This is a genomic window from Pseudidiomarina homiensis, from assembly GCF_003987225.1.
GTDB lineage: Bacteria > Pseudomonadota > Gammaproteobacteria > Enterobacterales > Alteromonadaceae > Pseudidiomarina > Pseudidiomarina homiensis.
In genome coordinates, this window is record NZ_PIPX01000001.1 from 358,783 (window position 1) to 374,145 (window position 15,363).

19 protein-coding genes are annotated in these 15,363 nt (G+C 47.7%); 7 read left to right on the plus strand and 12 right to left on the minus strand.

Annotated elements, in window-relative coordinates; genetic code table 11:
* The first annotated feature begins 1 nt into the window (after nt 1).
* A complete protein-coding gene (locus CWI70_RS01650) occupies nt 2-1,399 on the plus strand; it encodes a M14 family zinc carboxypeptidase (RefSeq protein ID WP_126769963.1) in 1,398 nt (465 codons plus the stop codon).
* A gap of 34 nt (nt 1,400-1,433) precedes the next feature.
* Here the strand turns inward: CWI70_RS01650 and CWI70_RS12525 are convergent, their stop codons facing one another.
* The 3 genes from CWI70_RS12525 to CWI70_RS01665 form a co-directional block, all read right to left on the minus strand.
* Nucleotides 1,434-1,607, minus strand: a complete 174-nt coding sequence (locus CWI70_RS12525; protein ID WP_126772635.1) for a type II toxin-antitoxin system RelE/ParE family toxin — start codon at nt 1,605-1,607, stop codon at nt 1,434-1,436.
* 8 nt (nt 1,608-1,615) lie between these two features.
* Nucleotides 1,616-1,867 (minus strand): type II toxin-antitoxin system RelB/DinJ family antitoxin, encoded by a 252-nt coding sequence (locus CWI70_RS01660; protein WP_126769965.1) that lies wholly within the window; start codon nt 1,865-1,867, stop codon nt 1,616-1,618.
* A 69-nt stretch (nt 1,868-1,936) separates the two neighbouring features.
* Nucleotides 1,937-2,374 (minus strand): hypothetical protein, encoded by a 438-nt coding sequence (locus CWI70_RS01665; protein WP_126769966.1) that lies wholly within the window; start codon nt 2,372-2,374, stop codon nt 1,937-1,939.
* A 159-nt stretch (nt 2,375-2,533) separates the two neighbouring features.
* Here CWI70_RS01665 and CWI70_RS01670 point away from each other — a divergent pair, with 159 nt between their 5' ends.
* From CWI70_RS01670 to CWI70_RS01685, 4 genes are all read left to right on the plus strand, one after another.
* Entirely contained in the window at nt 2,534-2,878 is a 345-nt protein-coding gene (locus tag CWI70_RS01670) for a BON domain-containing protein (protein ID WP_126769968.1), read from the plus strand.
* Nucleotides 2,879-2,994: 116 nt separating this feature from the next.
* Entirely contained in the window at nt 2,995-3,558 is a 564-nt protein-coding gene (locus CWI70_RS01675) for a DUF924 family protein (protein WP_126769970.1), read from the plus strand.
* Between the two features lie 627 nt (nt 3,559-4,185).
* On the plus strand, nt 4,186-4,530 hold the full coding sequence (locus CWI70_RS01680) for a helix-turn-helix domain-containing protein (RefSeq protein ID WP_126769972.1): 345 nt from the start codon (nt 4,186-4,188) through the stop codon (nt 4,528-4,530).
* Nucleotides 4,520-5,230, plus strand: coding sequence for a GOLPH3/VPS74 family protein (locus CWI70_RS01685; RefSeq protein WP_126769974.1), 711 nt, complete (start codon nt 4,520-4,522; stop codon nt 5,228-5,230). Before CWI70_RS01680 ends, CWI70_RS01685 begins: the two co-directional genes overlap by 11 nt.
* A 10-nt stretch (nt 5,231-5,240) precedes the next feature.
* Here CWI70_RS01685 and CWI70_RS01690 read toward each other — a convergent pair whose 3' ends face one another.
* The 7 genes from CWI70_RS01690 to CWI70_RS01720 all read right to left on the minus strand — a co-directional run bounded on the left by CWI70_RS01690 (nt 5,241) and on the right by CWI70_RS01720 (nt 11,479).
* Nucleotides 5,241-6,503, minus strand: coding sequence for a DEAD/DEAH box helicase (locus CWI70_RS01690; protein ID WP_126769976.1), 1,263 nt, complete (start codon nt 6,501-6,503; stop codon nt 5,241-5,243).
* Between the two features lie 94 nt (nt 6,504-6,597).
* A complete protein-coding gene (locus tag CWI70_RS01695) occupies nt 6,598-7,425 on the minus strand; it encodes an alpha/beta hydrolase (protein ID WP_126769978.1) in 828 nt (275 codons plus the stop codon).
* A 201-nt stretch (nt 7,426-7,626) separates the two neighbouring features.
* On the minus strand, nt 7,627-8,838 hold the full coding sequence (locus tag CWI70_RS01700) for a DUF429 domain-containing protein (protein ID WP_126769980.1): 1,212 nt from the start codon (nt 8,836-8,838) through the stop codon (nt 7,627-7,629).
* A 203-nt stretch (nt 8,839-9,041) separates the two neighbouring features.
* Nucleotides 9,042-9,455: a hypothetical protein gene (locus CWI70_RS01705; protein WP_126769981.1), complete on the minus strand. Its 414-nt coding sequence runs from the start codon at nt 9,453-9,455 to the stop codon at nt 9,042-9,044.
* Between the two features lie 126 nt (nt 9,456-9,581).
* Nucleotides 9,582-9,797, minus strand: a complete 216-nt coding sequence (locus CWI70_RS01710) for a hypothetical protein (RefSeq protein ID WP_126769983.1) — start codon at nt 9,795-9,797, stop codon at nt 9,582-9,584.
* 252 nt (nt 9,798-10,049) lie between these two features.
* Nucleotides 10,050-10,601, minus strand: a complete 552-nt coding sequence (locus CWI70_RS01715) for a GIY-YIG nuclease family protein (protein WP_198677635.1) — start codon at nt 10,599-10,601, stop codon at nt 10,050-10,052.
* The gene (locus CWI70_RS01720; protein ID WP_126769985.1) at nt 10,601-11,479 is read right to left on the minus strand and encodes a WYL domain-containing protein; all 879 of its coding nucleotides are present in this window, start codon (nt 11,477-11,479) and stop codon (nt 10,601-10,603) included. Before CWI70_RS01720 ends, CWI70_RS01715 begins: the two co-directional genes overlap by 1 nt.
* 149 nt (nt 11,480-11,628) lie before the next feature.
* Here CWI70_RS01720 and CWI70_RS01725 point away from each other — a divergent pair, with 149 nt between their 5' ends.
* Nucleotides 11,629-12,474 carry a GIY-YIG nuclease family protein gene (locus CWI70_RS01725; RefSeq protein ID WP_126769987.1) on the plus strand — a complete coding sequence of 282 codons (846 nt, stop codon included), beginning with the start codon at nt 11,629-11,631 and terminating at the stop codon, nt 12,472-12,474.
* A 155-nt stretch (nt 12,475-12,629) separates the two neighbouring features.
* Complete coding sequence (locus CWI70_RS01730; protein ID WP_126769989.1) at nt 12,630-12,857, plus strand: hypothetical protein; 228 nt, start codon at nt 12,630-12,632, stop codon at nt 12,855-12,857.
* A 67-nt stretch (nt 12,858-12,924) separates the two neighbouring features.
* Here the strand turns inward: CWI70_RS01730 and CWI70_RS01735 are convergent, their stop codons facing one another.
* Together CWI70_RS01735 and CWI70_RS01740 are read right to left on the minus strand one after the other, a co-directional pair.
* Complete coding sequence (locus CWI70_RS01735) at nt 12,925-14,121, minus strand: alginate export family protein (protein WP_126769991.1); 1,197 nt, start codon at nt 14,119-14,121, stop codon at nt 12,925-12,927.
* 178 nt (nt 14,122-14,299) lie between these two features.
* Nucleotides 14,300-15,178, minus strand: coding sequence for a tetratricopeptide repeat protein (locus tag CWI70_RS01740; RefSeq protein ID WP_126769993.1), 879 nt, complete (start codon nt 15,176-15,178; stop codon nt 14,300-14,302).
* Between the last annotated feature and the right edge of the window lie 185 nt (nt 15,179-15,363).

A 15,363-nucleotide genomic window follows, 5' to 3' on the forward strand; every position in this document is an offset into this window, starting at 1 on the left:
AATGAAAAAAAGCTTTCAAAGCCTTGTGGTAAGGATCGCGAGCAGTGCAATCATCACGCTGAGCCTAGCAGCGCAGGCGCACGAAGACCATTACAACGGCGTTGAGTTGTTACCTGGCCTCGACAAGCAGCAAATTCGCTTAAGTGATATCGAGCCGCTCATCCGCCGTGTCCAGCGTAGTGAGGTGATTCAGAGCGAACAGGTGGGGGAGTCCTATGAGGGCAGACCCCTTTATCGATTCAGTGTCGGTAGCGGCGACACCGTGGTCTTTATGTGGTCGCAGATGCATGGCGATGAGTCGACCGCGACTCCAGTGCTCTTTGATTTGATGCAAAAGATTGAAAATGACGCAACCTGGCGTGAGCATTGGGCGGATAAAATCACGCTTCACATGATGCCAATGGTGAACCCTGACGGCGCGGAGCTAGCACAACGCTATAATGTACAGGGCATTGACGTGAACCGTGATGCACGAGCGCAACAGACGCCGGAAGGCCGTATATTGATGGCACAAGGACGCTTATTGCAGCCAGATTTTGGTTTTAACTTGCATGACCAAAGTCGATACTACGAAGTCGGCAACACCGGTAAACCTGCGACGATATCCTTACTTGCGCCGGCGTTTAACCACGCTAAAGACATCAACGCACAACGTCGCCGCGCAATGCAACTGATCGGTGAACTGAAAACCGTCGGAGATCGCATGATTCCCGGCCATATGGGGCGTTACAACGATACTTTTGCGCCGCGCGCATTTGGTGACAACTTTGCGGCAATGGGCATTAGTACCATCCTAATAGAGTCTGGGGCTTTCCCTAAAGATCCAAATCGTCAAAAAGCACGAGCAGTGAATGTGGCGATGTTGATTGAAGCCATCGACAGCATCGCCAGCGGTGACTATGTGGAGCAAACCTTAGAGCCCTACAACAGCATCCCAATGAATAACTCAAACAGCTTCAAAGATGTGATTTTGGAGCAAGTGTTGGTACGCGATAGTGGCCACGAATATCGTATTGATATTGGCATTAACCGCAGCAGTGATGCCCGTAATAATGGCTCGATCCGCGAAGTTGGTGACTTATCTGTATTTCCAGCGTTTGACCGTTACGACACTAATGATTATGTCTATCAAGCGGGTAAGGTCTACGAGTTGCCTGCTACCGGCGATGCGTTAGCGTTGTCACACCACGAATACCTAGATTTACTCAAGCAAGGCTACACCCATTTTAGTGGTGACAAAGCCATGCTGAACGTGCGCACGCACCTGCCAGTGCTGGTGAATTCGCGCGACATCCCTGGATCACGCCCCCAACAACGGCAAAACGCGACTTTCTTGCTCAGTAAGCAAGGTGAAGTGGCGCTCGCCGTGTTGGCGGGAGTGGTCATTCAATTGCAATAAGAGTGATGTTTGCTATTCGCTGTTTGCTGTTTGTTTAGAACGGGTGCTGTTTATCGTGCAGCACCCGTAGTACGTAAATCGTTGTGGCTTGTGGTGTTACGTCGGCGGTGTAAAGAACCAAAAGAGATAGCGTTGGGATAACAAGCAAGCGACCGGGTAAAGGAGGGCGCTGCACGCCTAGCTCTGGGAAATTTTCGAGGCGTTGAATCGCTTCGTTTAAATAGTCATCCGCTCGTTGGCAGTGTCAGCGCCGATAAATTCAGCTTCACCGCGCTCGAGTTTTGCGTATGCTCTCTGAACTTCTTCGGCTAACCACTCGTCATGAGAGCTTTTTAAACGCTGTTGTTCTGCCAACAACTCTGTATGCCGACGACAAGCCTCACTTAGCGTCATCCCTTGACTCTCAGCCATTTCTTGCGCTAGACGCTTGGTCTCTTCATCGATGCGGAATTGAATCCGAGTCTCCATAACTGCTCCTGCGTAGCATTTGCTCGTTTAATATGTACACACAAATGTTAGCACAGGAGTCGTGGTTTGCTAGTTGTTATCGCCTTTCTTCTTGTCAGCTTTTTTCGGCTTTTCAGCGGTTTCGGTTCCGTCATCAGCTTCGGCGGAGCCTTTCTTCAGCGTAATATCGGCGTATTTGACGCGGCCGGGGCGTTTGCGCTTGGTGGCATCGACGCCTTCCTTCTGCTGTACAGTGTGAGTCGCTTCATGTGCACTTTCAGTCGCGTCGCTTAAACCATCGTCGTCCGAGTCCTCGTCCAGAAAGTCAGGATCGTCTGCTTTCGACTTCACGGTTTCCGCGAGCGCTTTCCCAGCTTTAAACTTGCCGGCACGGGCGGCTTCAGCGGTGGCTTGACCTTTAGCTGCCGCTTCCGGTAATTCCTTTTGTTCAGCTTTGTCTTGATCCTGCGCATAGGCAGCCGCAGGTAAAGCGAGCAGCAGCGCGAGTGTTAAGGTTGAAACTTTCATGGGTCATCTCCTTATTAGGGTATCAATAGGTATAACGCATGCTCAGAAATTAACCAAATCTTGAAAAAGCAAAAGCCCTGCAAAGGCGCTTTAAGCTGTCGCACAGATGACTATAGTGAAGTTGCACCAAGCAATTGGGAACAACTAGGAGGAACTACCATGAAACTATCAAACGTACTTACATCAGTCGCTTCAGTAATGGCATTAACGTTCGGTACCGTGGCAATGGCTACTACCTTACAAGATCCAGAAACTGCACAACAGCAGGGCATGGAAAAAGCTGGCGATCACATCAGTGATTCAGCTATCACTGCTAACGTTAAAAGTGCTTTGATGTCGCAAGCTAGCGGCATGCAAATCAACGTTGCTACCACCGATGGTGAAGTAACGCTGAGTGGTGAAGTTGAAAGCGAAGCAGATATCAGCGCTATCGAACGTATCGTGCGTAATGTTGACGGCGTGAAGAGCGTTCGCAATGAACTGACAGTGAAGTCTGAAGCATAAACCTTTAGCACATTCACAATCTCCCGTTACCCCGTGTGGCAGCGCTTTTGCCCGCGGGGTTTTTTATTGTCGTGACTAAAGCTATGCTTAGAATTTCGACAGTACAGGAGCTCCCGATGCGCCCAAATGACGTTCTTCAATTCTGGTTTGACGAACTTACACCCGCTGACTGGTTTGCCAAAAGCGATGCGCTAGATGGGCAGATCATGTCACGGTTTAGCTCGTTATTATCGGCCTGCGCGGCAGGGGAATGTTGGCAGTGGCGTGAAGCTGATGCTGCTGGTAAAGGCACCGGTGGGCTTGGAAGGTTGGCGGAAATCTTGGTCCTCGACCAATTTTCAAGAAACGTTTATCGCGACGACGCGCGAGCTTTTGCCCAGGATCCGATGGCGTTGGCATTAGCGCAAGAAGCTGTCGCGCTTGGCGTCGATAGCTCCATGAGTGCGCAGCAGAGAGCGTTCTTGTATATGCCCTACATGCATAGCGAGTCGTTGGTAGTGCACGACGAAGCCATGCGCTTGTTTAATCAGCCAGGTTTAGAAACCAACTACGAATTTGAAATCAAACACCGAGAAATCATCGAACGTTTTGGCCGCTACCCGCATCGTAATGCGCTGTTAGGCCGCGCTTCAACGTCCGCCGAACTTGAATTCCTGCAGCAACCCGGCTCCAGCTTTTAACGCACTTGCCGATTTTAGCGCCGTTTTAGAGTAGGTAGGCCTAAATTTAAAATCTAGATTTACGTGCCTCAGATTTGACTCAATCATGAAGTGCAGCGTCAAATAGGCGGCAATAAACACTCTGTGCATCATTTTTAATGATATATAGAAATGTTGCATCACGCGTGATACGGATAATAGGCATGGCTTCATTAGCCTCAACTAAGAGTCACACTAGATGCAGAAACTTTCGATTGCGTCGGATTTTATACAGAGATATGTCATTGCGTTATTATTGAGGCCGAAACTCGGTATTGAATTACTTTTGCCGCAGCACTCGTCTTGTTTATTTTTGGGCGTGACGCACAGATGCACTCCTTTTCCTTGTGGTTAACATAGGTGGTTAACATAGGTGATTAACTTGTAGTTAACAGTTGAAGTTCACTCGTAATTCATCAGTGAATCATCAACAAATCATCTGCAAGTCACGCTTAAGTCGCATTTGATTCAATTGCAGTTCTCTATAGAGTCATGCGTAAGTTTCATGTAGTTCATGTCTAACTATGCTCACATCATGTTACGTTTTTGCATTGCGCATGGTGCGTAGCTATGCGCTAGACTTAAAGCATCAACAAGGAGGTTGAGGCTATGAAAATAAGTAAACTTGCGCAGAACTTCGCCATAAATCTGGGCTATGTGATTCAGCATAAGCGCTCCAGCTGCGGGTTAGACCAGCGCATGCTCGCACAACGCGTTGGCTCGAGTCGAGCGACGATTTCGCGGCTTGAGCGTGGCAGGAGTGTAGCTTTGGAAACCGTGCTACTTGTTCTTGCTGAGCTCGACATGCTCAAAGATATCGCTTATGAAGTGGCCGCTCATGCCGACGGCGTGCGTTTCTATCAGCGCAAGAAATCTGGACCGCGAGACCCAAAGAAACAAAAGAAGTGGGAAGAATTCCAAAAGTATTGGTTAGGGGACAACTATGGAAATTAAGCTGTATGAAGGCTTAATGCTGCTGGCATTAAACGACGAAAAAGGCACCAACGAAGGGCATTACATTGAGTACACTGGAGCGGCTGCAATTTTGGCAGAACTGTTGTTATCACAGCGTATTCAAGTGAACAAAGACAACAAAGATAAAGTTGATGTACTTGATGATTCGCCAACAGGTGACCCCATCATGGATGAAGCGCTCGACAAAATGGCCAATAAGAAAAAGCCAGACACGTTGAAGAATTGGGTAATGGCGCTAGCACAGATCAGTAAACTTAAGCACAAAATTGCTGAGCAATTAGTTGCGGACGGCATTATCAAAGCTGATGAAAAGAAAGTGTTGTGGCTCTTTACTCAGAAAATATATCCCGAGGTCAATCCGGAGCCAGAAAAGCATTTGAAGCGTGAAATGCGTCGGTTAGTGCTAGATAAACCGCTCGAGATCCATCCAAAAATCGCATTAATGGTAGCGTTAGCGAAAAGCGCCTATGTGCTGGACCAAGTTTTTAGCAAAGAAGAGCTGAAAAAACACAAACAACGCATCGAACAGATCGCCAAAGGCGAGGAACTCGGCACGATTGCTACGGATGTGATTGACGGCGTGCAAGCTGCGGTGATGGTAGCGACCATGATGCCTGCGATGATGGCGGCCGTCACTGCATCGACGACCGCATGCACGACCAGTACAACAAGTTGTTGAGGCTAATTATTTAGCCTTTGTTGCCACCGCGCTGCTGTGGCTTGCCGCGGTTGCCTCCTGGCTTGCCGTCACGGCGTGGTTTACGTGGAGGGCGTTGCTGTTGGCCGCCGCGTGGTGGCGGTGGAGTCTTGCCGGTTAGCTCAACGTTGCTGAAACCTTGCAACTGCTTACGCTCAATCGGCTGGCCGATGAGCTTTTCGATAGCTTTTAGAGTTTTGTATTCTTCGTCCATCACCAATGAAACCGCATGACCGGTTTGTCCAGCACGGCCAGTACGGCCAATGCGATGGACATAATCTTCAGCAACTTGCGGTAAGTCGAAGTTGATCACGTACGGTAGTTTATCGATGTCGAGACCACGGGCGGCGATGTCGGTGGCAACTAAAACGTTTACATCACCAGATTTGAACTCGGCAAGGGCTTTGGTACGCGCGCCTTGGCTTTTGTTACCGTGGATGGCTGCTGCGAGAAAACCATCAGCGTTAAGCTGACGCACGAGCTTGTTTGCGCCGTGCTTCGTACGCGAGAACACAATCACCTGCGGCAAGCTTAAGTCACGCAACAGCTGCATCAGCATGCGCGGCTTTTCGTTCTTGGTTGCCGTATACATGGTTTGTTCGATGCGCTCAGCGGTCGAATTAGGCGGTGCTACCGAAACTTCGACAGGATTGTTCACCAAGGTTTTTGCGAGTGCACGAATATCTTTCGAGAACGTCGCCGAGAACATTAGCGTTTGACGCTTCGCCGGCAGTAACTTGATGATTTTCTTGATGTCATGGATGAAGCCCATGTCGAGCATACGGTCGGCTTCATCGAGCACCAAGACTTCAAGCTGCGGGAAGCGAATCGCATTCTGCTGATACAGATCCATTAAGCGGCCTGGCGTTGCCACCAAAATATCGACGCCTTTGCGCAGCTTCATCATCTGCGGATTGATTTTCACTCCGCCAAACACCACGGCGTAGTTCAGATTTAAGCCCGCGCCATAGGTCGCGACGCTTTCACCGACCTGCGCAGCAAGCTCGCGGGTTGGCGTCAAAATTAACACCCGAGCGGTATTTGCTGTCGCTCGCTCGCCGTCTTTCAACTTTTCCAGAATCGGCAGCGTAAAGCCTGCGGTTTTACCCGTGCCTGTCTGCGCCGCCGCCATCACATCTTTGCCATCTAACACCGGCGGAATCGCCTGCGCTTGGATCGGTGTGGGTTCGGTATAACCTTGGCGGGTAAGGGCGGAAAGAATTTCAGGGCAAAGCTGGAGTTCAGAAAAAGTCATGTATAAATGTGCAACCTAATTAGGGTAAGGATGCATATTGTACCGCAGAGTCGCCGCGGGTGCAGTGAATTTAATTGTTAGCACATCGTAAGCGTCATCGCGGTAGCCCATAGAGCCAGTCTAGGCCTTGGATTAGCGTGGTAGGGAAGGCGGTCGCATGTTTAGCGCCGTCAATCATTACGAATTTGACGGTGAGGTTATCGCCACCCTCGTTGAGAATTTTGTCATTTAATCGTGTTGCACCATCGACCATGTCCTGCTGTTCTCCATATTGCGGACGCTCGAGCGTTCCGACGGATAGATAAACGCGAACGGGCTGTTCCAACTTGGCCATCGTCATTGATAAGAGCTTATGGTTGTCGAACCAAACCGACGGACTCCCGAGTATATAGCTGTCGAACATGGTTGGGTGTTTGAACAACAGATAAGCGCCTAATAAGCCACCCAAAGAGTTTCCGGCATAGGTGCGTTGTTCGGGGTGAACACGATACTGTTGGGCCATATAAGGAAAAACCGTCTCGCGTATAAACTGCGCATGCTCAGCAGCTTTGCCAGTCTGCAGCTTCCAGTCCTTGGCCGCGCTCGGCGTGTAATCCCGTATACGACTCGATGGACCTTTAGAACCTTTGGAGTAGGAAATCGAGACCAAAATCGCCTCGTCCATGGCACCGCTGTTCATCGGAAAACGCGTGGCTCCAGAAGCAATCTGAAAACTGTAGAGCCCATCAGTAAGGTAAATTACCGGATACACTTTGTCTGGATTTGCCGCATAGGATCGCGGGAGTTTTATATAGATTGGGTAAATGCGATTCGTTTGTGGATCCGAGAGCTCGACTTTAGTGCTGCGGGGGATTTCAACAGGTCCTTCTGCCGACGTGTAAGGACTAAGAAGTAACAAAGCGAGTAGGGCAATTGTTTTCATTGATTTCGCGTTTCAGGTTATCAGTCTATGTTAGCGATACTACATCACTTTGATTCGTTATCATCAATAATGATTTTGGGGTTGGTAAGATGCTCGCTAATTACCGCGTCTCGATATCAATGAGGATAATCGGATCCAGTCCGCTTTGTGCCATTTGCGGACGTTAGGCACAATGTTAGCTTTAACCCTAAAGATAATTATTTAAAAAGGAAAACTTTGTATAAAACTATCGCTGCTGTTGCGTTTGCGGTAGATTTCCACAGTCTTGCGAATCATTGCACCAGCAACTTTTTGTAAGGTTTGGTTATGGCCGTTGGCAGCATCTGTTTCGTAGCTGTATCTAGATTTTGTGAAGAAGTTACGATATTTGTGAAGCATTTTGATTTCAAACGAAGTGGCTAGTTTACGCTGAACTGAAGTAGGTAAGTCATCGAAGAGCTTACATAAATCATGTTTATCACGATTTAATCTTTGCCATGAGTATCGCTCATTTTCTGCCCCAATATTCTTCGTAGGTTTTAACCTGTAACTTTTCAGCAAAATCTCAATCGATAAAGCTGCATTCGTCATGCTAACTATGCCGTCAATCTTCCATGCATTTTCGGCGACTAAATAATATTTATAAGCTGTCTCAACGGCCCATGGAGCCATTTCCCAATCTTCTGCTTGAATGTCATTACTAAAATGATGTTGCTCTTTAGGAACGACGATATAGCCATCACTAGCGGAACCGTAAAGGTCAGTTTGTTTTATAGCGTGTAAAGCTGCCACATACAGACAGACGATAGCGTCGAGTTTGTCTTCATGGGCTTTTAAAGCCTTTCCAGACAGATTGTACTCTTGGTCAAACTTAAAATCGGTAACCTGCATATAGTTGGGTATTTTTAATTTAAGTACTTTGGATGATGCCAAGCTTCGCAATAAAGTACCCAAGCGGTGCAAACCATATTGTTGATCAGCCACTCTCATACCTTTTTTCTTTTTGTATTTAAGTCGCTCAGGCAGACCAAAGATATTGATTATTGCTGGATGCGGATAACACTCTACTTGCCACTTATTTTTGCTGTTTAGATGGTTAAACCCAAGAGATGTTAATTGTGATGAAAGCTCAACCGCCGGATGGTCTGGGTATTTTTCTAAATTGCTCGGCATGCAAGAGGCTTTGCGGGAACCGAATTCACGCCCAATTGAAAGTTCACACTCACGCATTCCTGTTTGATTTCTTATAATGAGTGGTGCATCAATCGCTACACCGGCCACTTTTCCTTGAAGTAAATCGTTGCTAATCTGCGAGGGGGTCATAAGACCATGAGCAATACTAGTCACGGTAAGCGTGTCACCTTCTAAACTCCCGTACGCTATCGCAGTTGGGTTCTTTCCTGTCCAAGCTAAATCTATTCCTGCAAGAATCATGATCTTTTAGTCCAAGAGTTGAAAATCAAAGTATGTTAGGTCTGAATTAGTCTCTCATTTAGGTAGGGTTCACTACAAAACTATCAGTTTCTCGCATTTTTGTCCGCAATTCGCTCATTGCAGTCCTTCAGCTTCTGGCCAATTGCCGACACTAACGCCGCAACGAGAAAAAATAGTCGCTTTACCTAAGACTAATATGCGCCTTAGTAATTGAATACGTGCCACTGATTTTTTGTGTACCGTAACCCTTTACCGTTTAGCACAATCCATGCACCTGTAATTGGCTCGGGTAATTTGGGGACCGTACATGGGAGGCTCATTTCACCGAAAAAGTAAGACTCGACCTTCCAGGGTGCCCCACCGAGAACAATTGGAATAAAAGCATGCTTTTCTGCTGCTTCTGATCTCCTGAGTTTTTCTACGACATCCGCTTTTTCAGGAGTACTTAAAAAGCATCCAATCCAATCAGCTACATCATTACCATTTTGATTGACTGGGCCACCTCCACCATCCACCGACAAGTGAACATCACCATTGCCTCCCGCTCTATACATATGAATGGAGGTGATTCCCAAATCATCTAATTTCTTGAATATATCTGGATGAAAACGTCTCATTTGCCAATCAACGGGCGAATATTCTATAAGACCCAACTCTTCACATTCGCAAATAGCCGCTGCGATGCTTAGCTTGAGTGATTTAATGTTCGCTGACTTTTTAATTGAAACAATCCAGTCTCCCGATTAATGAACCTTAATGGGCCCTTTTGCTGGGCCTATATTCCATGTTTCGGTTGCGACCGGATCAACTGCGCCAACACACTCAATAGCATATTCAGGAGCACTTGCAGACCCTATAATAAGATCATACATTCCCGCCTCAGAGCCGTCGTCGTAAACTTCAACCTTCATGCCCAACTCGTCGGCAACGATATTCCTTGCCCAGTCTTCGGTAGTCATCAATACTCGGTGCCTCGTCCAGCATAAATTTTGTAAATTGCGTGTACTCTTAGCAAACCATTGAATTGACCGGATTATGTTCTCGAGTTATTGGCTAATCAAACATCCCTAACTTTAACGGTTCCGAGTGGCAAAGAAAGCCTAATATTAGTAGACACATATTCCTGCAGCAAACTTAAAGACAAGAGCTGCAATATAGTATGCTGCTGATTAGAACACACCCAATGTCTGCTTTTCGCTCATTGCTGACACTCAATTCTCAATAACCCGTACTCGACCTTGGTACCGCCAAATCCCAGTAGCCTCCGCGATCTTCTCAAGGCGTTCAGCTTCGTCTCGACTTGCTGTGTAAGTAATGAGTAGGTAGGCTTCATGTGCTAAGAATGTCTGACGTCCCAATTCGGTTGTAAGGTCGTAGTTAGCTGTAAGTGAATGATCGAAATAGAGATGCTTGGCAAGTATGGATTGTTTTGATCTTAGGTGGCTCGGGTCACCTATCGGCTCGCTCTTTGTTGGTTGCAATTTTCGTTGTAAAGAGCGTGCATGTTGCCTTAGTCGTTGGCGTAGGTTCTTGGCAATCCCAACTTTTAAAGGGATACCATCAAAGGTGTGAATCTGATAAAGCCCTGGACAACACTTTATCGCGTCAAGATCATGGAAGGTGTGTACGGTGGCCTTATACGAGTTATCAAATAATAGCGTTCCCGGTGGATTTAGTTTTCCATCATGCGTGATAAGACCTTCACCGCTTTTGTAACCTAGCTCTCGAAGCCTTGTTTTTAGCTGATGGATACTTTTTTTCATCATTCACCCTTTGAGTCGTACCCAGGCGCAATCGCCAAATTCCCCACATCCATCAACGTAGTACGGTTTTGCAGCCAGAGCTGATATTCAGGGCCGCGCAGTGCGGCGTTGGTGGTGCAGTCGACGTTCCAGCGGCGCAGCAGGTAGCCAGCCATGGCGGCGCGGACTTCGACGGAGAGCAGGCTGTTGCGCATGCCGTAGTCCATCTCGATGGCTTTGGGGTAGTCTATATTGTGTGGGTGCGGCGTGAGTTGCAGTGGGATCATGCGTTGCCATTCGTGGTCGGCTTCGGCTTCTTCGTGAGGAGCGGGCGCTGCGTCGACAAAGTTGACCGCACGCACGCGGGTGAGAACGAAGTCGCGGAAGCTTTCTGATTTGCGGTCGAAGGCGCGCACGTGCCAGCGCAGGCCATTGTCGACGATGGCGTGGGGGACCAGCTCACGGGTGACGTTTCCGCTACTTAGTGAGGTATAGCTGACACTAATCGCTCTGCCATTCAGCATGGCCTGAACAATGCGCGCGACAATAAAGATGTTGGGCACGTTAAGTGTCGATGGTGCTTCCACCGGAAAGTGCACGTCGCCAATGGCATCGAAACCATCGGAGATATCGTTGGCTAGTTTTACCAAGGTGCGTTGGGCGTCATGCTCAAATAGCGGCACGAACTGCTCGGTCTGAAAATAGCGTTTTTCTTTGGTGTTGTAGGTTAGGTTTTCGGGCGCGAGCTCCTTGTACATTGCGAAATCACGCGATCCGGCAGATAAGCCAACTTCAAAGCGTTGTACCAAGTCATTGCGGTGCACCGAGCCGCGAAACAGTAAGCAAAAATCGATATAAGCGAGGCGTTGTCTTTGCGCGTAAGGGATTGTATCGAGCATTATCGTTATTCTTTTTAGTTAAGATTTGACCTCAGTCTGGTTTATTTTGAAACGGATGTAAAGAGACACAAAAACTGTCATGATAAAGCTATAAATCATTAGGTTAGGAATCAACAATGCTCGGCGAATCAAATTCCTCGGAAGCTTTAATGAATGAAAGTCTATTAGAACATTACGTTTATGCTTTACTCGATCCAATAGACGATAGCGTCTTTTATATCGGTAAAGGCACAGGGCAGCGCGCCAAAGCGCATGAAATGGAATTCGTGCGGGAATTTGAGAAGTATGTCGACGAAGCAGCCGAGGAATTAGCGACAAATGCCTTGACCGAGAAGCAACAAAAAATTCGGGCAATTCGCGAGCGCGGTGACATGGTCAAACAAATTGTTTTAGGCCGTTACCGCACCAAATCCGAAGCCTTTGCGGTAGAGGCAACTTTAATCGAGTGGGTCTACGGCTTTGACAATTTGACGAATATCGTGCGTGGGCATGGCGCTAAATTCATTCGTCCACTCGGTAACTTGGCCGAGCTACCTGGGATTGATATCGAAAAGAAACAAGCTTCCTATGATGGCAGTTACAGTGCAGAGAGGTATGAGGGACTCGAAAAAGCGGGTTCTTATGAGGTTCTCCAAAAGCTGCGTGAACAAGTTAGTGTCGCAGGTTTTGAGGTGTCTAGTTTTGAGGGGCATTTCAAAGTTTACGACCCTGGTGAAAGTAACGGTTATATTGGGTTTATCGTTTCGATATACGGCGTTGACGTGCTCGTTCAAGTCAGCAAATCGAATCGGCCTTCACTAAAGTTTTTGTACACAGAGTCGACCTGTGAATACCTTGACGAACTTAAGAAAATTGTGACATTGGCGACGCCATCGAACCGAAGAAATGGTCGTCCAAGATACATTAAATTTGAGGACCCTGACCTCAACGTGCGAAAGGGCGATAATAGCGCTGTGTTAGCATGGCTGATCAAACTAAGACAGCATCTGGCCTAGCATTTTTTGCGTGATGAAAGCCAAAAGCGACGTTTAATGTCGCGCTCGATGAAGGATTGGAAACATGACGAATCCGGCAATTTGAACTAGGCTTGAGTTAGTAGAAAAGCGACATCAACTCTAAGTTTTTAGAGCAATTCGCTAAAGGAGGCGTTATGAAGCTCGAAGACATTCTACAAGACCCAGCTGAAGTTTATAAAAAGCCGCAAGATGTGCTGGCCGATAGTGATCTAACCGACGCAGAAAAATGTAAAGTTCTGGCGCAGTGGAAATACGATGCCGAGGAACTGCAGACCGCTACCTCCGAGAACATGCCTGGGCCGGATGATAGCCTATTAGATGATATTCTTGCGGTGCGAAAAAAGCTGAACTGCAAGGATTAAATAATCTCAAGCATCGCAGCAACAAGAGTAGATATGAACTTGTTGCTGCGGTTCGTGCTACAAACGCTTAGAACTTGAACGTTAACATTCCCCATAACTTACGAGTATCAGACGCTAAGTCTTCTGCGTTATACGCTGCGTACTTGACTAGCAGACCTACGTTTTTAGCCAATGGATAGCTACCAACTAGGTTAAGTTCATTGCCGTAATCAAGGTTACCTAAGTCGGATTCGAATTTATGCAACGCAGCGCGCAAGCCTAACTTCCCGATCTTCCCTGAAGCTTTCACATATAAGTCGTTAACGCCCTGTGCCGGAGTACCGAGGAACTTGTCGATGAAGCCCTGAAACTTGTGCAGCGTGGCCAGTGGCGTGCTGAAGCCAACGCCGTTGTCACTCCCTAAGGATTCGTAGCCGATGCCAAGATTCACTGCTGCTACTTGGGTGCTGAGATCGACGGCGAAATAGTCTGCTGTGAATGCGTTGGGGTTATCACCAGTCTTGGTCTGCCGTGCATAGGTAGCATGAAGCTTGAATGCGCCCAGCTTGCCATCGTAGTTCACTCCGTAAGTCGTCGTCGCTAGCGCTAGCGCCGTATCGAAATCCAGCTTGTAAACAAAACCCGTCAGCTTGTGACCTTCCGCCACACCGTAACTCGCATTGAGCAGGTGCAGATTTCCACCCAAATCGGAGGAAGGGTTGCCCTCCCCAAAGATCCGATTCACGTTATAAACATAGCTATAATCCAGTGTAAGTTCTGCGCTGAGCGCATACTGCACGCGATAGCCATCATAGGTCTGCTCATTCTGCCGCCAACCCACACCACCGATAAACCGTTGATTATCATGGTTTATGCGCTGACGGCCGGCAAAAAAGGTCAGCCCTTTCTGGCGGTAGCCCAAATAGGCTTGGTTGACTTCGGTGCCGGTGGGATCGGCGACTACAGGGTACTGGGTGTTGCCGTTGACGGTGCTGTTGTAGTTTTGGTTGCCGATGGCGCTGACATCGTCGAATTCTATCGTAGTGAAGAAGCCGGCTACCTCGGCACTTTGATAAGTAAGTCGAGTCAACAGGGTAGAGGCGTTGGCTTCCTTGTCGATGCCGTCTTGGTCAACGTGCTCAACGCGGTAGCGCAGCATAATGTTGGTGGTACCGTCAGTAATGGCTCGTTGAATATCTGAAAGGTCACCGGCTTGGCTCGAAAAGCTCGTGAGTAATGCACCAGAAATGCTGGCGGCGACAGCAATAGCAATGGGTGTTTTCATCGGTCTCGTCCTGCTTGAACACTGCTTGAATGGATGCTTACCATTCTAGGTATCAAGCACAAGAAAACCATTAACTATCATGCATATACCACGATAAAGACGCAGGCGGTTCTTTTGATATAAACGGGCTGCCCCTATTGAGCTAGAACAAAGGTACGCCAATAGGGGTAAACCGCATTTATTCGGCAAGTTTCGCGCGCGAGGCGAGCATTTGCTTGCGCTTTTCCGCTAAAAATTTCTGCATCGAAGGTTGCTGGCGGACTTTACTCCACAAGTTGTCACCGAGACTAGCTTCACTAATGCTCCAATAGACGTAGTACGGTTGACGCACGCCAATGGCTTTGTGTAAATATGCGGCGGCTGACTCTCCATCCCCGGCAAGCGCACTCAGTTCCGCCATCACGAAGTTTGCGTGCTGATCTTCTGGTTTTTCGGCTAGCAGCTTGCGCATTTCTTCTTCGCGTTGTTGGATAATCATCGCAGCTTGTTGTTCATGACCCAGCTCACGCAGAGCATGTGCATAGTGGAGATTGAGAAACGGTTCATCGGTAAGCGCTTTGCTTTTATCGAAAAAATACTTCGCTGCTTCATACTTGCCAGACGCTGAGGCAGTTATACCGAGTTGTGTATAAACACCAGCAGAATAGTCCGTTTCGCGCGAGCGGTAATCTTCTAGTACTGCGTATAACGCTTCTGCGTTCCCAGACAAAAGGTAAAACAGCGCCCACATGGAGCCATCAAGTTTTTCGCTGCGTTCAATAGCTTTTGCTAACCACTGTTCGGCTTGCTCGAAGTGTCCTAAAGCACTGTAACTGTCAAAGAGCCAAAACGGAATGTAAGCATCATTTGGGTAGTCTTCCGCCATCGGTTGTAGAAGTGCGATAATTTTTTCAGGCTCGCCGTTTTCTTCGAACTCTAAGACATGTACAAAGGTTTCTTTAAGTTTTGCCTGCTTTGCTTCTTCAGAGCTAATCGCTACATTCGGCTGTAGCAAGGCAAGTATTAAAACGGCATAGAGACTTAATTTAATGGTTTCTACTAGACGTGTGACTTCCATGATGTATGGCTCCTTTCTTGAAATAATTCACAAATAAACGTCAGCGAAAACCATAGGTTAAGATCTTGTGATGTGCAATTCACTCCCGAACTTATGTGATGATGCGGTACTCTCTTACGTATCAATCTTGCAACGTACGTATTGACGTACGCCAAGAGTGGAGTAAACTAATTTCATCGTCTCGG